This is a genomic window from Actinoallomurus sp. CA-142502, from assembly GCF_050936355.1.
GTDB lineage: Bacteria > Actinomycetota > Actinomycetes > Streptosporangiales > Streptosporangiaceae > Actinoallomurus > Actinoallomurus iriomotensis.
In genome coordinates, this window is record NZ_JBNJMY010000001.1 from 5,798,680 (window position 1) to 5,816,986 (window position 18,307).

General features: G+C 72.9%; 16 protein-coding genes and 2 riboswitches. Of the genes, 5 read left to right on the forward strand and 11 right to left on the reverse strand.

What is annotated here, in order from left to right; genetic code table 11:
• Window positions 1-86: 86 nt before the first annotated feature.
• From ACQEV1_RS27660 to ACQEV1_RS27670, 3 genes are all read right to left on the reverse strand, one after another.
• On the reverse strand, window positions 87-677 hold the full coding sequence (locus tag ACQEV1_RS27660; protein ID WP_433397139.1) for a LutC/YkgG family protein: 591 nt from the start codon (window positions 675-677) through the stop codon (window positions 87-89).
• A 288-nt stretch (window positions 678-965) separates the two neighbouring features.
• Window positions 966-2,114, reverse strand: a complete 1,149-nt coding sequence (locus tag ACQEV1_RS27665; RefSeq protein WP_433397141.1) for a 4Fe-4S dicluster domain-containing protein — start codon at window positions 2,112-2,114, stop codon at window positions 966-968.
• On the reverse strand, window positions 2,111-2,863 hold the full coding sequence (locus tag ACQEV1_RS27670) for a (Fe-S)-binding protein (protein WP_433397143.1): 753 nt from the start codon (window positions 2,861-2,863) through the stop codon (window positions 2,111-2,113). Before ACQEV1_RS27670 ends, ACQEV1_RS27665 begins: the two co-directional genes overlap by 4 nt.
• Window positions 2,864-3,174: 311 nt before the next feature.
• Between ACQEV1_RS27670 and ACQEV1_RS27675 the strand changes: the two genes are divergently transcribed.
• Window positions 3,175-3,378 (forward strand): DUF5999 family protein, encoded by a 204-nt coding sequence (locus tag ACQEV1_RS27675; RefSeq protein ID WP_285623739.1) that lies wholly within the window; start codon window positions 3,175-3,177, stop codon window positions 3,376-3,378.
• Window positions 3,379-3,431: 53 nt separating this feature from the next.
• Here ACQEV1_RS27675 and ACQEV1_RS27680 read toward each other — a convergent pair whose 3' ends face one another.
• Window positions 3,432-4,043 carry an alpha/beta hydrolase family protein gene (locus ACQEV1_RS27680; RefSeq protein WP_285623737.1) on the reverse strand — a complete coding sequence of 204 codons (612 nt, stop codon included), beginning with the start codon at window positions 4,041-4,043 and terminating at the stop codon, window positions 3,432-3,434.
• 75 nt (window positions 4,044-4,118) lie between these two features.
• Here ACQEV1_RS27680 and ACQEV1_RS27685 point away from each other — a divergent pair, with 75 nt between their 5' ends.
• Entirely contained in the window at window positions 4,119-4,547 is a 429-nt protein-coding gene (locus ACQEV1_RS27685) for a PPOX class F420-dependent oxidoreductase (RefSeq protein ID WP_285623734.1), read from the forward strand.
• A 121-nt stretch (window positions 4,548-4,668) separates the two neighbouring features.
• On the opposite strand, the gene ACQEV1_RS27690 is transcribed toward ACQEV1_RS27685, so the two are convergent.
• Complete coding sequence (locus ACQEV1_RS27690) at window positions 4,669-5,802, reverse strand: tetratricopeptide repeat protein (protein WP_433397146.1); 1,134 nt, start codon at window positions 5,800-5,802, stop codon at window positions 4,669-4,671.
• A gap of 156 nt (window positions 5,803-5,958) precedes the next feature.
• Here ACQEV1_RS27690 and ACQEV1_RS27695 point away from each other — a divergent pair, with 156 nt between their 5' ends.
• Window positions 5,959-6,144 carry a transcriptional regulator gene (locus tag ACQEV1_RS27695; protein ID WP_433405984.1) on the forward strand — a complete coding sequence of 62 codons (186 nt, stop codon included), beginning with the start codon at window positions 5,959-5,961 and terminating at the stop codon, window positions 6,142-6,144.
• 38 nt (window positions 6,145-6,182) lie between these two features.
• Here ACQEV1_RS27695 and gcvP read toward each other — a convergent pair whose 3' ends face one another.
• The 3 genes from gcvP to ACQEV1_RS27710 all read right to left on the reverse strand — a co-directional run bounded on the left by gcvP (window position 6,183) and on the right by ACQEV1_RS27710 (window position 11,155).
• Window positions 6,183-9,023, reverse strand: coding sequence for an aminomethyl-transferring glycine dehydrogenase (gene gcvP / locus ACQEV1_RS27700; protein ID WP_433397148.1), 2,841 nt, complete (start codon window positions 9,021-9,023; stop codon window positions 6,183-6,185).
• A 57-nt stretch (window positions 9,024-9,080) separates the two neighbouring features.
• Window positions 9,081-9,191, reverse strand: a riboswitch (glycine riboswitch).
• 1 nt (window position 9,192) lies between these two features.
• Window positions 9,193-9,290, reverse strand: a riboswitch (glycine riboswitch).
• A gap of 69 nt (window positions 9,291-9,359) precedes the next feature.
• Window positions 9,360-10,193 carry an ABC transporter permease gene (locus ACQEV1_RS27705; protein ID WP_433397150.1) on the reverse strand — a complete coding sequence of 278 codons (834 nt, stop codon included), beginning with the start codon at window positions 10,191-10,193 and terminating at the stop codon, window positions 9,360-9,362.
• The gene (locus ACQEV1_RS27710) at window positions 10,193-11,155 is read right to left on the reverse strand and encodes an ATP-binding cassette domain-containing protein (protein ID WP_433397152.1); all 963 of its coding nucleotides are present in this window, start codon (window positions 11,153-11,155) and stop codon (window positions 10,193-10,195) included. The genes ACQEV1_RS27705 and ACQEV1_RS27710 overlap by 1 nt, the downstream gene beginning before the upstream one ends.
• A gap of 109 nt (window positions 11,156-11,264) precedes the next feature.
• On the opposite strand from ACQEV1_RS27710, the gene ACQEV1_RS27715 reads away from it, so the two are divergent.
• Window positions 11,265-12,059, forward strand: a complete 795-nt coding sequence (locus tag ACQEV1_RS27715) for a TetR/AcrR family transcriptional regulator (protein ID WP_285623722.1) — start codon at window positions 11,265-11,267, stop codon at window positions 12,057-12,059.
• Between the two features lie 179 nt (window positions 12,060-12,238).
• Window positions 12,239-14,614 (forward strand): lysylphosphatidylglycerol synthase transmembrane domain-containing protein, encoded by a 2,376-nt coding sequence (locus ACQEV1_RS27720; RefSeq protein ID WP_349497980.1) that lies wholly within the window; start codon window positions 12,239-12,241, stop codon window positions 14,612-14,614.
• A gap of 30 nt (window positions 14,615-14,644) precedes the next feature.
• On the opposite strand, the gene ACQEV1_RS27725 is transcribed toward ACQEV1_RS27720, so the two are convergent.
• The 3 genes from ACQEV1_RS27725 to ftsR form a co-directional block, all read right to left on the reverse strand.
• Window positions 14,645-15,238 carry a MerR family transcriptional regulator gene (locus tag ACQEV1_RS27725; protein WP_285576094.1) on the reverse strand — a complete coding sequence of 198 codons (594 nt, stop codon included), beginning with the start codon at window positions 15,236-15,238 and terminating at the stop codon, window positions 14,645-14,647.
• A gap of 1,559 nt (window positions 15,239-16,797) precedes the next feature.
• Window positions 16,798-17,268 carry a bifunctional nuclease family protein gene (locus ACQEV1_RS27730; protein ID WP_285576096.1) on the reverse strand — a complete coding sequence of 157 codons (471 nt, stop codon included), beginning with the start codon at window positions 17,266-17,268 and terminating at the stop codon, window positions 16,798-16,800.
• Window positions 17,269-17,538: 270 nt separating this feature from the next.
• Window positions 17,539-18,249 (reverse strand): transcriptional regulator FtsR, encoded by a 711-nt coding sequence (gene ftsR / locus ACQEV1_RS27735; protein WP_433397156.1) that lies wholly within the window; start codon window positions 18,247-18,249, stop codon window positions 17,539-17,541.
• Window positions 18,250-18,307 lie beyond the last annotated feature (58 nt).

The following is an 18,307-nucleotide window of genomic DNA, read 5'->3' on the forward strand; positions in this document are numbered from 1 at the left end:
CCCTCGAGCGACCAGCCACGAAACATCACGGACCCTTAAGAGAACCCGTGAGCCTACGACGGGAGACGACCACACAGCCCTGTCAGTTACCAGTCCTCCACTACGAGGATCTCCAGCGTGCGTCCGGCGGAGGGACCGCTGATCCAGCTCAGCGGGAGGTACGGGTCGAGACGGCCGACGGCCTCGGGGACGGTGTGCACGATCTGGTCGGCGTGCACCACGCACAGGTGGTGACGCGGGACGAGCGTCAGCTCCGGGCGTCCCTGGGCGCGTCCGCCGTCGAGGACCACGGTGCCGGTCTCGGCGATGGCGAGCGCGCAGCCGGTGACCACGCCGTCCGCCTCGGCGAGCGCCGCCGGGTCGAGCGGCGGGTCGTCGGTGAGCGGGCGCACGCCGTCGAGGCCCGGCAGCCAGGCCCGTGGCAGGTCGGCGGGGACCGCGACGCGCTTGGCCTCACGCGCCCAGAGCATCGCCGCCATCGCCACCGCCAGCTCGTCGAGCGCCACGTGGCGCACGGCGGCCCGCCGGTCCGCGAGACGCTCACCGAACAGCGCGATCACGTCTCCGCGCGGCACCGGGGCGCGCCGCCGGTAGCCGCGCGGCACGGTCCCGCCCCCGCCGTCCCCACCGGGGAACGCCGCCCGTACCCGCCCCAGGATCTCCTCACGAGCGGTCACTGGATCCTCCTTCGTCGGAGGGGGTGACCGCAGGCGGACCATGCTCACTGATTCGCTCGCCGCGCTCACTCACTGGATCCTCCTTCGCCGGAGGGGGTGACCGCAGGCGGACCATGCTCACTGATTCGCTCGCCGCGCTCACTCACTGGATCCTCCTTCGCCGGAGGGGGTGACCGCAGGCGGACCATGCTCACTGATTCGCTCGCCGCGCTCACTCACTGGATCCTCCTTCGTCGGAGGGAGTGACCGCAGGCGGACCATGCTCACCGATTCGCTCGCCGCGTTCGCTCATCGTCGGCGCCGCCACCAGGCGCGGAAGCTCTGCCGGGGCGGGGCGGGCAGGTCGCGGGCGTCGGTCCACTTGCCGAACAGGCCGGGCAGCCGGCGGATCCGCCCGTCGCGGGCGAGCAGGCGCGCCCACCGCGCCCGGCGTACGAGCGTGTGCTCGTAGCGGCGCTCGTCGCCCATGCTCCAGGCGAGGCCGCGCATCAGGAGCATCTCCGGTGGCGGCACCGGACGGCCGCGGCGCGCGTCGACGACCCGGCCCCGCAGGTGCACGAGCATCGCCGGGATGTCGATCTTCACCGGGCAGACGTCGGCGCACGCGCCGCACAGCGTCGAGGCGAACGGCAGTGACGCGCCCAGCGGCGCCTCGACGCCGCGTACCTGCGGCGTGAGCACGGCCCCGATCGGCCCCGCACGGCCCGGACCGTACGGCCGCGGGCCGGTGCGCTGGAAGACGGGGCAGACGTCGCTGCAGGCCGAGCAGTGGACGCACCGCAGGGCCGCCCGCCCGTCCGGATCGGCGAGCACGGTGGTACGGCCGTTGTCGAGCAGCACGAGCGCGAAGTCGCCGGTGCGGGTGCTGATCGCGGGCCGCATCGGCACGCCCGCGCCCGCGCGGGACACGAGCTGGAGCAGCACCTCCAGGTCGGTCCAGCCGGGAACGACGTCCTCGATGCCCGCCACGGCCACGAGCGTGCCGGGGAAGCTCAGGCCGTCGCCTCTCTCGGCGACGACGAGCGTGCCGGTCTCGGCCACCAGGAAGCCGGCGCCGACGACCGCGGCCTTGCTGTGCGGGCCGGGCTCCGCGCCGTCGAGCCCGATCTCGTCGGTGACGTCGGAGCGGACCAGGGCGGCCGGGACGTCGTCCGGAAGCAGGGAGTCGATGATCCGGCGGGCCTCGGCGGCGTCGCGCGCCCAGTGGACGTGCCCGCCCTCCTCCTCGACGGCGGCCTCCAGCGTCTCGAGGTGGGTGCCGAGCTCGTGGAGCGTGCGCTCGCGGATCGCGGCGCCGGCCTCGCGGAGCGCCTCCCAGCCGGGGAAGCCGCCGACCGCGTCCGCGCGGCGCCCCCGTGCCTCGGCGGCGGCCCGTCGTCGCCCGCGGCGCGCGGCGGGGTCGCCGAGCTCGGGGCGCGCCGCGTCGGAGAACCTCACGGCGCGTCCGCTCGCCGCGCCACGCCACCGGGAACCGGCGCGGGCCCGGCCGCCCCGAGCCCGGAGGCGAGGATCTCGGCGAGGTGCACTGCGCGCACCCCGCGGCGCAGCCGCGACAGGGCGCCGCCGAGGTGGGTGAGGCAGGAGTCGTCGGTGGCGCAGACCACGTCGGCGCCGGTCTCGTGGATCCGCGCGATCTTGTCGGCGACCATCGCGACCGAGGTGTCGGCGTTCTTCACGGCGAAGGCCCCGCCGAAGCCGCAGCACTCCCCCGCCTCGGGCAGGTCGGCCAGCTCCAGGTCGCGGACCGCGCGCAGCAGCCGGAGCGGCCGGTCTCCGAGACCGAGGGCCCGCAACGAGTGACACGTCGGCTGGTAGGTCACCCGGTGCGAGTAGCGCGCGCCGACGTCGGTGACGCCCAGCACGTCGACGAGCAGCTCGGACAGCTCGTAGACGGGTAAGCCGGCGAGCGCCGGGTCCATCCGCGGGTAGGCGGTGCGGACGGTCGCGGCGCACGAGGCGGACGGGGTCACGATCACGTCATGACCGGCGAAGACCTCGGTGAGGCGGCGGGCCAGCGCGATGGCTTCCGGATGGTATCCGGCCGTCCAGTGCATGTGCCCGCAGCAGGTCTGGGCCGGCTCGAAGACGACCTCGTGCCCGAGATGCTCGAGCAGCCGTACGACGGCCCGTCCAGTGGCGGGAAAAAGCGCATCCCCCCAGCACGTGACGAACACGGCGATGCGCACGTGGGCTCCCCTTCCCTCCGACGCACTACAGCATCCTAGGACGGAGATTCAAGGCTGATCATGGAAACTCGAACAGAGTCGCGCTCTGCCCCAAGAGTTGTTCTTTGGCCGTTATTGATGCGAGTGTGGGCCGATAAGCCGTAAAGTGATCTGTGTCACCGGTGAGTACTGGGAGGCGATCAGGCCAACTGGAAAACCGCCCGGCCGTGCTATGTCGCCGTGAGGGTGAACCACAGCACACTTGACAACGTCTCACTGGATAGAGACACACAGACAGACCACCCCAGTAGTTGAGACCGGAGGCACGAACCATGTGCCAACACCAGCCGCCCTGTCCCGAAGCGACGGCGCGCGACCGCGAGGCCGCCCGCACCGTCACGTGCCACCCCGAGCAGGGGTGGAGTCTCCTGTGCAACGGCATCGTGCTGTTCGAGGACACCGGTGAGCTGCTTCCCGACGGGGAGATCATCGCTCCGCACCGTCCGACGGACCTTCCTGCTCCGTCGGCGGCCTGACACGTTCCTCACACGGGGGACTAGTTCTTTCGAGTGATCATCCTCAGGGGGATTCAGCTTCGACCGCTCCATCGGCCGAGCCATTCGGCCGCCACCTCGCCGACCGCCGACGGGGTCCGGGAAAGATCATGCCGTTCGCCCGGCACGATGCGCACCTCCGTCGCGTCGGCCGGATCCGGCACCCCGAACGGATCACGGTCGCCGTTGACGACCACCACCTCCACCCCCGCGTCGCGCAGCTCCCCGGCGCGCGACTTGGCCGGGTTCGACGGCGGGTGCAGCGGGAACGCCAGCGCGAGCACTCCGCGCGCCCCGGCCTTCAGCGCCGTACGGCACGCCACGCGGGCGCCGTTGCTCCGCCCGCACTGAATCAGCGGCACGTCGCCGTACCGCTCCCGCAGCGCCTCGATGACCGTCAGCCAGGCCTCGTCCTGGCGGTCCGGCGCCCCGGGCGCCCGCCTTCCCGCCACGCGGAACGGCTGCCGGATCCCGGCCACGGCCCCGCCCAGCCGGATCGCCTCGGCGCGCACCGCCCGCAGGTCCGGCGCGTCCAGCCCGCCGTTCGACCCGTGCGTCAGCGCCAGCAGGAACGCCGGGTCGGCCACCTCGTCCAGCGTGACCTCGGCCGGCCCCGCCGGCGTCGCCACCTCCCACGTCGGCTCCATGGCACGCACCGTACTCCGCCTGCGTCGACTCCCCCTGGCCGGTGTGGCGCGGGCGGCATGGGAGATGATCTGATCATGGCGAAGACGATGAGCACGGCCGAGTGGCGGGAGTTCGTCTCGAGCGGCACCCGTACCGGGAAGGCCGCGGTGACCAGTGCCGACGGAACACCGCACGTTACGCCCATCTGGTTCCTGCTCGACGGCGACGACCTGGTCTTCACCACCCACGAGTCGAGCGTCAAGGGCCGCGCGCTGCGCCGCGACCCGCGCATCTGCGTGTGCGTGGACGAGGACGCGCCGCCGTTCTCGTTCGTGTCGCTGTGGGGACGGGCGACGCTGTCCACCGACCTGGACGAGGTACGCCGGTGGGCGACCCGGCTCGGCGGCCGTTACATGGGCGGCGACCGCGCCGAGGAGTACGGCGAACGCAACGGCGTGCCCGGCGAGTACCTCGTCCGCGTCCGCATCGAGAAGGCGGTCGCCGTACGAGACATCGCCGACTGACCCGAGCGGCGAGCCGACGAGCGAGCGGAGTGGACGGTGAGGAACGAGCCGTCCGCGGAGTGAGTGAGAAGGCGAGCGCGACCGGCAAACCCGAGCGCGACCGGCGGACGCGCTCGCCGGCTCACTCGTCGGCGGGCCACCTCGGTGGTGGGACCGGTGCGTCCGAGCCGCCCATGACCTGTCGCAGGCGTTCGGCGAAGCTCTCCTTCAGCGCCTCGCCCCAGGCGTAGTCCTCCGGCACCCGCACGAGCTGCCCGAGCAGGTCGTACAGCTCGGCGGGCAGCCCCTCGGGGCCCTCGGCGTAGCGCATGGCGGCGACCGCGTACATGTGGTCGAGCGCGCCGAACGCCTCACCGGTCAGCAGCGGCAGCGCGCCGGCCCGCAGCGCGGCCTCGATGTCGTCCTCCCACCACAGGTGCTCGCCGCCGTCGGTGCCGAACGTGCGCCGCAGCCGGGCGCGTACGTGCTCGCCCAGCGCCGGATCGTCCAGCCCGCGGCGCCACACCTCCTGGGCCGTCTCGTCGCGGCCGCGCAGCGGGAGGGTGCGGGCCAGGAGTTCGATCGCGAGTGGTACGACCTCGGGGTCGGAGTCCTCGGTCGGGGTGACGCTGCCGAACGCCGCGATCGCCTGTTCGAGGTGGGCGATGCCGAGGCTCACCGCGAGGCGCGCGTGCGTCTGCCGGTCGCGCCTGCGGTCGACGACGTCCAGCGCCGCGTCGAGCGCGCGCTGGGCGCGGGCGGGCTCGCCCCAGTCGAGCAGCCGCAGCGCGAGGTCGTGGGCGGCGGCCGGGCCGTAGCGCGGGTCGCCGGTGGCGATGACGCGTTCCCACCACTCGCAGGCCTGCGCGGCGTCGCCCTCCTCGTCGGCGAGCTGCGCCAGCGCCAGGCAGGCGGGCGGCAGGTACGCCGGGTTGGCGAAGTCCACCACGGTCCGCCAGGCCTCGCGCGCCCGGTCGCGGTCGCCGGAGCGCTCCCAGGACAACGCCAGGTGGTACGCGGCGCGCGCGCCGTACTCCGGGTCCTTGGTGGCGATCGCGGCCCGGTCGGCCTCGCGGGCGCCGTCGAGGTCGCCGCCGCTCTCGAGCACCACCGCGAGCCCGAGGGCCGCCTGTGCGCGCTCGGCCGTCGCGCCGGCCTCCATCACCTGGCGGAACAGTGTGGCGGCCTCGTCGAGCCGGCCGCCCTCGGCGTGTCTGCGTGCCTCGTCGAGCCGGGTCGACGGATCCGTGGCCGCCTCCTCCGGCGGGGTCGTCATGACGCGCTCCGGCGGCCACGGGCGGTCCCGTCGCCGGACGTCCTCATCGGCGCCTCACAGGCGTCGCTCGCACTCATCTCCGTGCCCTTGGGGGTAGGCGGCGTGTGGCATGAGCCTAACGGGATTCGGGCCGCCTCGTCCCGCAGCGTGACCGCGATGTCCGGCTCGGGCCAATGGAAAGCGTCCTCGACACCGGAGCGCGTGTCGCGCCAGACGATCAACGCGATCGAGCAGGGCCGCGCTTCCGCTCGCGATCCGCCCGGCCCTTGTTTCGGCGGAACCGTGGAGGAGGTCCTCCACGCCGACGACGAGGACTCATTCCGCGAGTCGCGGCGCCGCTGAGCGTGCGGGCCGGGGCCCGGCCCGCACGCGCGTACGGGTCAGGACTCGAAGGCCTCCGGCGGCGGGCAGGCGCAGACCAGGTTGCGGTCGCCGTAGGCCTGGTCGATGCGGCGCACCGGCGACCAGTACTTGTTCTCCCGCAGCGACGGGACCGGGTAGGCCGCCTCCTCGCGGGTGTAGGAGTGCTTCCACTCGGTGGTCAGCAGCGACGCCGCCGTGTGCGGGGCGTTCTTGAGCGGGTTGTCGTCGGCGTCGTACTCGCCGGCCGCCACCCGCTCGATCTCCCGCCGGATCTCGATCATCGCGTCGCAGAAGCGGTCGAGCTCGGCGCGGTCCTCGCTCTCGGTCGGCTCGATCATCAGCGTGCCGGCCACCGGGAAGGCGAGGGTCGGGGCGTGGAGGCCGTAGTCGATGAGCCGCTTGGCGACGTCCTCGGCGCTGACCTTCGTCTCCTTGGTGATCTTCCGGATGTCGATGATGCACTCGTGGGCGACGAGGCCGCCCCGGCCGGTGAACAGCACCGGGTAGTGGCCGTCGAGCCGCTTGGCGACGTAGTTGGCGGCCAGCACCGCCGCCTCGGTCGCCTCGCGCAGCCCGTCGGCGCCCATCATCGCGATGTAGGCCCACGAGATCGGCAGGATGCCCGCCGAGCCCCACGGAGCCGCCGAGATCGGGCCGCTGCCGGTCTCCGGACCGGCCTCGGGCCGCAGCGGGTGGTTGGGCAGGAACGGCACGAGGTGCTCGCGCACGCCCACCGGGCCGACGCCCGGCCCGCCGCCGCCGTGCGGGATGCAGAAGGTCTTGTGGAGGTTCAGGTGCGACACGTCGGCGCCGAACTCCCCGAGGCGCGCCAGCCCGACGAGGGCGTTGAGGTTGGCGCCGTCGACGTAGACCTGGCCGCCGGCCGCGTGCACGCTCTCACAGACCTCGGTGATCGTCTCCTCGTAGATGCCGTGCGTCGAGGGGTAGGTCACCATGATCGCGGCGAGGTCGTCGCGGTGCTTGTCGATCTTGGCGTGCAGGTCGTCGAGGTCGATGTCGCCGCTCTCGGTGCTCTTGACCACGACCACCCGCATCCCGGCCATCACCGCGCTGGCGGCGTTCGTGCCGTGCGCCGAGGACGGGATCAGGCAGACGTTCCGGTGGCTCTCTCCGCGTGCGGCGTGGTAGCCGTGCACGGCGAGCAGGCCGGCCAGCTCCCCCTGCGAACCGGCGTTGGGCTGCACCGACACCTTGGCGTACCCGGTGATCTCGGCGAGCCAGGACTCGAGCTCACCGATCAGCTCGACGTACCCCCGCGCCTGCTCCAGCGGCGCGAAGGGGTGGATCTGCGCGAACTCCGGCCAGGTGATCGGCTCCATCTCGGCGGTGGCGTTCAGCTTCATCGTGCAGGAGCCGAGCGGGATCATCGAGCGGTCCAGCGCGATGTCCTTGTCCTGGAGCCGGCGCAGGTAGCGCAGCATCGCCGTCTCCGACCGGTGCGCGTGGAACACCGGGTGCGTGAGGAACTCGCTCTCCCGCCGCAGCCCCCGCGGGATCGCCTCCTGCCGGGTGAGGCCGGTGTGCTCCTCCGTCCGCCCGAACGCCCCCAGCACCGTCGCGACGTGGGCCTCGGTGGTCGTCTCGTCGCAGGAGACGCCGACGTGGTCGTCGTCGACCAGACGCAGGTTGACGCCGTCCTCCGCCGCGGCCCGTACGATCTCGCGGGCGCGGCCGGGAACCCGGGCGAGCACGGTGTCGAAGAAGGCGTCGTGGACGACCTCGACGCCCACCGCGCCCAGGCCGCCGCGCAGCAGCGTCGCGCGCTCGTGCACCCGCTCGGCGATGGCGGTGAGCCCCTCGGGACCGTGGTAGACGGCGTACATGCTCGCCATCACGGCGAGCAGCACCTGGGCGGTGCAGATGTTGCTGGTGGCCTTCTCCCGGCGGATGTGCTGCTCCCGGGTCTGCAGCGCGAGCCGGTACGCCGGCCCGCCGTCGGCGTCCAGCGAGACGCCGACGAGCCGGCCGGGGAGCTGGCGCTGGATGCCGTCACGCACCGACATGTAGCCGGCGTGCGGGCCGCCGAAGCCGTACGGCACGCCGAAGCGCTGCGTCGTGCCGACCGCGATGTCGGCGCCGAACTCCCCCGGCGGCCGGAGCAGTGTCAGGGCGAGGAGGTCGGCGGCGACCACGACCTGGGCGCCGCGCCCGTGCGCCGCCTCGGTCAGCCCCGACAGGTCGCGTACGGCGCCGCTCGCGCCCGGGTACTGCAGCAGCACGCCGAAGAAGTCGCCCTCCGGCAGTCCCCCGGACGTGTCGGCGACGACGACCTCGATGCCCAGCGGCACCGCGCGGGTGCGGATCACCTCGACGGTCTGCGGCAGCACGTCGGCGTCGACGAGGAAGGTGTCGCCGCTCCCCCGCGGCGCGACGCGGTGCGCCAGCGTCATCGCCTCCGCGGCGGCGGTGCCCTCGTCCAGCAGCGAGGCGTTCGCCACCGGCAGCCCGGTCAGGTCGCTCACCATGGTCTGGAAGTTCAGCAGCGCCTCGAGCCGCCCCTGGGAGATCTCCGGCTGGTACGGCGTGTAGGCGGTGTACCAGCCGGGATTCTCCAGGACGTTGCGCAGGATCACGCCCGGGGTGATCGTCCCGTGGTAGCCGAGGCCGATCATCGAGGTGAGCACCTGGTTGCGGGCGGCCAGCTCACGCAGCCGCGCCAGCGCCTCCACCTCGCTGAGCGCGGGCGGCAGGTCGAGCGGGCGGTCGGTGCGGATCCGGGCGGGCACGGCCGCGTCGACGAGCGCGCCGACGCCGTCGTACCCGGCGGTCTCGGCCATCGCGGCGCGTTCGGCCGGGGAGGGTCCGATGTGGCGAGCGGCGAACGGAACCTCGGTCATGGGGAGCCTCCAGGCGAGTCGGGGCGCGAACGCCACCGGGCACGCCGGTGGCCGGTCTCCCCCTCTGTCACCTGGACCTGAGAGCTTCGCCGCGACGGACGCGGCTTGCACCTTCGGTGAGGATCGGCGGCCGATGGAACGGCCGCGGTCTCCCGCTTTCCAGAGGTGCCTCGCCCACGCGGTCCTTTTGCCTGAGAGGTTCCGGGGAGGTTTGCTCCTTCGGCGCCCCGGCACTGGCTGCACCGGGATCTCTCCCGCGCGGGTTCGACGGCGATCTCCACCCTACCGGAGGGTTGTTTCCCCGACGTTAAGCATGGGGCGTGCGGGCCGTAAAGGTCAGCGGTTCAGGGTGCGGAAGCGGCGGACGCTCAGCGGAACGAAGATCACGAGTAGCACGCCGGACCAGAGCAGCGTCGCCGCCACCGGATGCCGCAGCGGCAGCGCGACGTCGCCGGCCGGAGCGCCGGGGTTGCCGAACAGCCCACGGCAGGCCGCGACCGCCGCGCTGACCGGGTTCCAGTCGGCGATCACCCGCAGCCAGGCCGGCATGCCGGCGGTCGGCACGAAGGAGTTCGACAGCATCGACACCGGGAAGACCAGCGGCACCATCTGGTCGGCGGTCTCCTCGTTCTTCACCAGCAGGCCGCAGAGCACTCCCGCCCAGGAGATCGCGTAGCGCAGGAGGATCAGCAGGCCGAACGCCGCGAGCGCCTTCGGCAGCCCGTCGTGGATGCGCCAGCCGACGGCCAGGCCGCAGCCGACCATGATGACCATGCCGAGGGCACCGACCAGGATGTCGCCGCCGACCTGCCCGAACGGCACTGCCGACCGGGCCATCGGCATCGAGCGGAACCGGTCCATGACGCCCTTGGAGGCGTCGGTGGCCACCGCGAGCATCGTGGTCATGAAGCTGGTGATCGATGTCATCGCGAACAGGCCGGGCATGAGGTACTCCCGGTAGTTCCCGCCGCCGGGAACCTTGATCGCGCTGCCGAAGACGTAGCCGAACAGCACGACCATGACGGCCGGGAAGACCAGCGCGCCGACGAGTTCCCCGGGCTGGTTCTTGAGCTGGACGAGGTTGCGCCACACCAGGGTGACGCCGTCGGTGAGGGTCCAGCGGAGCCGGTCCAGGCGTCCGGTGGGCGCGACGGGGGCATGGAGGACCATCAGGCGCTCACCTTCTCCGCGGTCTCTTCGGCCCGGCCGGTCAGGCGGAGGAACACCTCGTCGAGGGTGGGACGCCTCAGCGCGACGTCCTCGACCTCGACGCCAGCGCGGTCCAGCTCGCGCACGACGGCGGGCAGAGTGACGGAGCCGGCGGAGACGGGGACGCTCACCCGGCGGGACTCCGGATCGGTGTCCGGCTCGCCGATCCGGGAGAGCACGGCGGTGGCGTCGGCGAACGCGTCCGCGGCGGAGACGACGACGTCGATGCGGCTGCCGATCTCGGCCTTCAGCTCGTCCGGCGTGCCCGAGGCGATCACCTGTCCCCGGTCGACCACGGCGACCCGGTCGGCGAGCTGATCGGCCTCGTCGAGGTACTGCGTGGTCAGCAGCACGGTCACGCCGTCGGCGACCAGCTCGCGGATCGTGTCCCAGATCTCGCCGCGACTGCGCGGGTCCAGGCCGGTCGTCGGCTCGTCCAGGAAGAGCACCGGCGGCGCGGTGATCAGGCTGGAGATCAGGTCGATCCGGCGGCGCATTCCGCCGGAGTAGGTCTTGACCAGGCGGTCGCCGGCCCCGGCGAGGCCGAACCGCTCCAGCAGCTCGTCCGCGCGCCGCCGGGCGACCCTGGGCGGCAGGTGGTACAGGCGCCCGAAGAGCCGCAGGTTGTCGCGGCCGCTCAGCTTCTCGTCCATCGAGGCGTGCTGGCCCGCCAGGCCGATGCGGTACCGCACCTGGTCGGCGTCGCGGACCACGTCGTACCCCGCGACCCGCGCCCGCCCGGCGTCGGGCAGCGTGAGCGTCGACAGGATCCGCACGGTCGTGGTCTTGCCGGCGCCGTTCGGGCCGAGCAGGCCGAAGACGCCGCCCTCGGGCACCTCCAGGTCGACCCCGCGTACGGCCTCGGTCGGACCGAACCGCTTGCGCAGCCCCTCGGCCCAGATGGCCGGCTCCGAACTCGTCATCTCATCGTTTCCCTTCTACTGCGTACCTCGTACGCTCACTGGGTACACCGTACGCGTAACCGCGTACGCCGTACAAGCCCTGATAGGTTGGCCGATGTGAGAGGGCGGCATGACTGACGCGGCGAACCCCGCGGACGACGAGCGGATGCGGCGCTTCCGCGAAAAGATCGCGGAGTTCGAGGAGGAGCGGGCGCAGGGCCGCCGGAAGCCGACGCTCTGGGAGCGCATCGAGGGCCCCGGCCGCGGTCCGCGCCCGGCGCTGACGCATGAGCAGATCGCGCGCGCCGCCGTCGAGATCGCCGACGCCGAGGGGCTGAGCGCCGTGTCCATGCGGCGCCTCGCCGAACGCCTGGGCGTCGCCACCATGGGCCTGTACCGCTACGTCACCGGCAAGGACGAGGTCTACGAGCTGATGCTCGACGCGGTGCTGGCCGAGATCGACCTGCCGGACGGGGGCTGGCGCGAGGTCGCCGACGGGTACGCCCGCCAGTTCCGCGCGCTCAGCCTGCGCCACCCATGGACGATCCAGGCCTTCGCCCGCGTCCCGGCCTCCCTGTCCCCCAACAGCGTCGCGCTCACCGAGCGGGCCCTGACCTCCATCGAGGGTCTCGGCCTCGACGTGGACACGATGATGGCGGCGTTCGGCGCGGTGACCTCCTTCGCGCGCGGCGCGGTCTTCGCCGAGGTGGCGCAGCGGGAGGTCCTGGAGCGCAAGGGGTGGGAGTCCGAGGACGACGTACGGCTGGCGTACGCGCCGTGGGTGCGGTGGATGCTGGATTCGGGCCGCTATCCGGCGCTGGGCCGCTACATCCTCGAAGGGTCGAACCAGGACGACGCCGACTGGCAGTTCGAGTTCGGCCTCACCTGCGTACTCGACGGTATCTCCGCCCGGCTCGGCATCTGAGCCGTTGCCGCCGTGTCTCGCGAGGGCACCCTTCCGTACCCCGGGGGCGGCACAGGGGGACGTCCCGCCGATAACCGAGCTGCCGGGCTGGGAAGATTCACCTCGTGCCCGCTAACGAATCCCCCGACCGGCCACATGGCGGTGACATGCTGACGCGCCCCCGAGGCCCGGGCGGCGCGGTGACCGATCCCCCCGTCGAGGAGCCCTCGCTGCCGGCGCGCCTCCGGCGGCCCGCCGACGCCTTCCGGTTCCTGGTGTCCGTCGGCGCCATCGCGTTGATCCTCGGGCTCGCCCACGTGGCCCGCGAGACGACCAGCGGCCTGTCCTCCGACATCACGCACGGCACCGAGCAGGCGCCGCATCTGCTGCTCACGCTCGCCGGGCTCGCCTCCGGCATCGTCGTGCTCGCCGTCCCGGTCGCCTTCGGCGTCGAGCGCGTCATCCACCGCGACGGCCTGCGCGTCGCGATCGGCGTGCTCGCCGCGGTCCTGGCGCTCGGCGTGTCGCTGACGATCGACTCCTGGGTCACCGCCGCCGGCATGCGCGACCTCGCCTGGTACCTCACGTGGAAGCGGCACGGCGGTTGGTTCCCCGGCCCCGCCCACATCGACATCACGCCGGTCATCGCCTACGTCACCGCCGTACGGCTGTCCGGCCGTACGCGCTGGCAGGCCGTGACCTGGACGGTCGTCGGCCTGGACGCCATCGCCTCGCTCACCGCCGGCGCCATCACGCCGCTCGCCCTCGTCACGACGTACCTCATCGGGCGCGCCGTCGGGTACGGCACCCTGTACGCGGCCGGTTCGCCCAACACGCGGCCGCCGGGCCGCGCGGTGATGACGGCGCTGCGACGGGTGGGCCTGGAGCCGGTCCGCGCCGCGCGGGCCTCCGACGACCACGACGAGTTCCGCCGCTACGGCGTCACGCTCGCCGACGGCCGCAGCGTCGATGTGACCGTGCTCGACCGCGACCAGCAGACCGCCGGGCTGCTCTACCGGCTGTGGCGCCGCGCACGGCTGCGCGGCGGCACTCCGCGCCGGACGATCCGCTCGCTGCGCCGGTCGCTGGAACAGGAGTCGCTGATGGCGTACGCCACGGCGGCGGCCGGCGCGGCCACGCCGCGGCTCCTGGCCACCTCGGAGGTGGGCAGCGAGGCGGCCCTGCTGGCGTACGAGCACGTGCCCGGGCGCACCCTGGCGGAGGTGCCCGACGACGAGTTGACCGACGCGCTGCTCGGTGACGTCTGGCGGCTGCTGGGCGTGCTCCAGCGGCACCGGCTCGCCCACCGCCGGCTGGTCGCCGCGAGCGTTCTCGTCGCCGCGGACGGCCGCCCCCACCTCATCGACCTGCGCGCCGGGGAGACGGCCGCCGGTGACCTGGCGCTGCGGCTCGACCTGGCCCAGCTCCTCACCGACGTGGCCCTGCGCGTCGGCCCGGAGCGCGCGGTCCGTACGGCGGCGGCGGTGCTCGGCCCCGAATCCCTGGCCGCCGTGGTGCCGCTGCTGCAGAAGGTGGTGCTCGCTCGGAGCACGCGGACCGCCCTGCGCCGCGACAAGCTGTCGCTCAGCGCCCTGCGGGAACAGATCCGCGTGCTCCGCCCGGAGATCGCCGCCGAGCCGGCGCAGCTCGACCGGTTCAGCCCTCGCACGCTGATCAGCGTGATCGCCGGGATGGTCGGCGCGTACATCCTGCTGTCCCAGCTCGGCAACGTCGACGTCCCGGGGCTGCTCTCGAACGCGGACTGGCGCTGGTTCGGCGTCGGGCTGGCGGCCTCGGCGCTCAGCTACCTCGCGGCGGCGTTCATGCTGCTCGGGTTCGTGCCGGAGCGGCTGCGGCTGTGGCGCACGGTGCTGGTCCAGCTCGCGGCCTCATTCGTCAAGCTGGTGGCGCCCGCCGCGGTCGGCGGCATCGCGGTGAACACGCGTTACCTGCAGAAGTCCGGCGTCCCGGCGGGACAGGCGGCGGCCAGCGTCGGCGCCTCCCAGCTCACCGGGATGGCCTGTCACGTGCTGCTGATCCTGCTGTTCGGGTACGTCACGGGCAGCGGCGGCACCGGGCCCTCGCTTCCGCCCTCCCGGGCGATCATCATCGCGCTGCTCGCGGCGGCCGTCCTGGCGGTCGTCGTCTTCTCGATCGGTCCGCTGCGCCGCCTCGTGACGTCCCGGACGCGGTCGCTGTTCTCCGGGGTCGTGCCACGGCTCCTGGACGTGCTGCAGTCGCCGAAGAAGATCGCCACCGGCATGGGCGGCACGCTGCTGCTGACCGTGGCGTTCGTCGTGTGTCTGGACGCCTCGATCCGGGCGTTCGGCGGGTCGATGGGTTTCACGACGGTCGCCGTGGTGTTCCTGACGGGCAACGCGCTGGGCTCGGCGGCGCCGACGCCGGGCGGGCTGGGGGCGGTGGAGGGTGCGCTGTCACTGGGCCTGACGCTGGCCGGTCTGCCGGCGGGTACGGCGACGTCCGCGGTGCTGATGTTCCGGCTGCTGACCTTCTGGCTGCCGGTGCTGCCCGGGTGGGCCGCCTTCACCCATCTGCAGCGCGCCGAGGCGATCTGAGGGGGTCGGCGCGTACGGCTTTCGCGCGGGTCAGCCTGTGCGGCGGACGCGGCGGCGGTGCGCCAGCTCGTCGCCCGGCGCGTCGTGGTCGCTGTGGGCCCGTTCGGCGGGGAGCTCCGCCAGGCCGGCCTCCACCTCCTGCCAGACGCGGCCCAGGGCGATGCCGAAGACCCCTTGGCCGCCCTGGAGGAGATCGACGACCTCGTCGGGCGAGGTGCACTCGTAGACGCTGACGCCGTCGCTCATCAACGTGATCTGCGCGAGGTCCTCGACGCCGCGGTTTCGCAGGTGCTCGACGGCCGTGCGTATCTGCTGGAGTGACACTCCGGTGTCGAGCAGCCGCTTGACGACTTTGAGCACCAGGATGTCGCGGAAGCTGTAGAGACGCTGCGAACCCGACCCGTGCGCGGACCGTACGCTCGGCTCCACGAGCTCCGTGCGCGCCCAGTAGTCGAGCTGACGATAGGTGATGCCCGCGGCGGCGCACGCGGTCGGACCGCGGTATCCGACGTCATCGGGAAGAGGCGACACCGCACCACCGAACAGGAGTCCCTGCTCTCCGGCGCGTTGAGAGGCATCACGCCTGTCGCGGGCCGCCTTGCCCTCGCCGCTGCTTGCCGCCACGCGGACCTCCGGCTCTATCATCCCGCAGTGATCCACCAAGGGGGTTTGACGGAATTACACCGCAGGTGTTCAAGCAGCACGGTAGGTCGCGGCCAGACGAGGGTCAACGTTCGCCCTCGGCGCGTCGCACGCGACTGCAAACCGTTACGACGTCTCCAAATCACCGCAGTCGCTGTCTTTGGGGCATCTGACCACGTACCACCGGCCTTGGTGACGAGGCTATGCCCCTGGACCGCGGAAAGGAAACCCTCCGGCATCGGCGCTTTCCACAGCCGTGACCGGAACTCACCCCAGGTCAGCCGGGTAATCGCCGAGCCGAGGCGTCCAGCGTGACCGGAGCAGGCCGGTGCGGTCGGTTGTCCACAGCCGCCGGAGCGCCTTGCCCCGGCGGAATCGGGCGCTGGACAATCGGAGTGGGATGGAACCCCCAGGGAGGGCGGGTGTATCACCTGGCGGAGGCTGAGGCATCGAGCGCTCGGAGCGTGAGCCTCGGCGGGGTTCCGGGCGTCGGCGGGCGGCACGGAGGCTTTTGACCGGGGCCCGGCCGTCTGCCGGTCCCGCGCGGAAGGCCGGTGAGGACGGAGACCTCCGCCCGCAGCGCGGCGGCCGCTGCCGCCCGTCCAGGGGTTACGGACCGATGGACGGATCGAGGTCGCGCCGAGTACGGGCCCCTGCCGGCTTCACGCGTCAGTGGCCGGTGCGGGAGGCTTCCGCCTGCGGCGCGAACGTTCGCTGGCCCCCCCTCAATGGCGAGGCGGGACGGACACCGACGCGGCGCCACGGTGTCCGCGGCGACCCGCGCCGTCCAAGCCCCTCGCCGCCGCCGTTGCCGACCAGGCGGCGGTCGACGCCGCATGGCTTGACGCGTGAACGGGGGGGGCAGGAGGCCTCCGCCCGCGGTGCGGGTGTCTGCTGATCTCGGGCGGCAGCGGGCCAAGACGGACGCCTCGGCCCTTATCGCTGCCGCTCGCCTCGGGACTCGTGGCGACCCGTACACGCCCGCTCACCGGCTACGACCAGAACATGACCGATGACGGATCAAGGTCGCACGTCCGGTTCAACCCGCACGAAGCCCAGGCACCGCCTGGTTCCAGGTGTCGGCGGGCAGCACGGGAGCTTCCGCCCGGAGGACGACCGTCCGCCTCTTCCCCACGACGGCGGGCCTGCACGGGCGCCTCCGCTCCCCTGGCGCCCCGCGCCGCCCGTCCACCGGACACGACCAGCGCGTGAGCGATGACGGATCAAGGTCGCACAGGCGGCTCGGCTCGCGCCGGCTCGGCGCCCTGGTGGTTCCCGGTTCGCAGGCTCCTGCCCGGAACGACGTGAACGTCCGCTCGTCCCGTGCGGCAGCGGGCCGCCCCGCCCGCAGCGCCACCGCCACCCCCGGCGCCCGGCCAGGGACGGGCGGACGGTCATTGGCGGAAAAGGGGCGCGGCTGGTTCAGCTCGCGGGGAGCGTTGATCCCTGCTGGTTCCACGCTCAGCGGGCGGAACGCAGGAACTCCACCCGTGGCAACGCACCGAACCCCTCAAGACGGCGGCCGGGACAGCGCGGGTGGCTCAGGTGGCGCGGCCGAAGTCCTCGGGAGAGATCGTGTCGAGGAACTCGCGGAACTTCTCGACCTCGTCCTCCTGCTCGTCCGGGATCGCGACGCCGGCCTCCTCCAGCACGTCCTCGCTGGCGAAGATCGACGCGCCGGTGCGCAGTGCCAGGGCGATCGAGTCCGAGGGGCGGGCGCTGACCTCGACGCCGTTGGAGAAGACCAGGTCGGCGAAGAAGATGCCCTCCCGCAGGGCGGTGATGTTCACGGTGCGGAGCTGGACCTCGAAGGCGTCCAAGACGTCACGGAACAGATCATGAGTGAGCGGACGCGCGGGCAGCACACCCTGCTGGGCGAAGGCGATCGCGGTGGCCTCCACCGCGCCGATCCAGATGGGCAGGTAACGGTCCCCATCCGTCTCCTTCAGCAGCACGATGGGCTGGTTGGAGGGCATCTCGACCCGTACGCCGACGACCTCCATCTGCTTCACTGCGGCTCCCTGCTGAGACGGCTTACCCGAAACCCTTTAGCCCAACGTACACCCCGGCCGGGCCGGGCCGGAGCGCCGTGGACGGCCGGATCCGCCCGCTTCACCGGGCGTACGAGCCTGATCGGGGCCACGCGCACCCGGCGAGACGGGCGGCCGGCAGCGTCGTGATCTTCCTCGCACCCGTGTGGACTCCGGGCGTGCCGCCACAGAGGGTGTCCAGAGGAACGCGCCGAGTAGCCGACGCGGGCCGGTCGAACGACGCCGGATGCCTCAGGGCTCGAGCGTGGCCCGCAGGCCGGTGGAGACGAGGGCCGCGTGCAGCTTCAGCGACAGCGACGCGATCTCCTTCGCGGTCTCCGCGGCGCGTGCGTGGGCGCCCGGGCTGCGCTGGCGCAGCGTCGGGGCGACGGCCGCCTCGATCAGGCCGACCTCGCGGTCGGCGGCCGCCTTGACGGCCCGCAGGTGGCGCGGTTCGAAGCCGAAGGAACGCAGCGCCGCGGCCGCGCGCGCGACGGTCAGCGCGTCGCCGTCGTACTGGCCGCTCACCCGGCTGACCAGCCCGAACTCCTCCAGCTCCCCGAGCACCTCGGGGTCGACCCCGGTGGCGTCGAGGAGCTGCCGGCGCGTGAGCCGTACGTCGCCGGTGTCCTCGTGGACGCTGTCCGTGGCGACGAGGCCGCGCGGCGCGCGACGGTGTTCGCCCAGCGGCGGAGGGTTCTGCCCGCGGTCGACGGCGTCGAGGTGTTCCTTGATGACCCGCAGCGGCAGGTAGTGGTCACGCTGCGCGGCCAGGATGAACCGCAGGCGTTCCACGTCGGCCGGGGCGAACTTGCGGTAGCCGGACGGGCTGCGCTCGGGCTCGATCAGCCCCTCCGACTCGAGGAAGCGGATCTTCGAGACGGTGACGTCGGGGAACTCCGCGGACAGGAGCCCCAGCACCTCACCGATCGTCATCGTCGCGCGTGCGGCCGAACCGCTCATGCGCGCCCCCGAAGCTCAACGGGCCCGGTGGCGCGGCCCTCGCGCGCCCCGGGCGGCC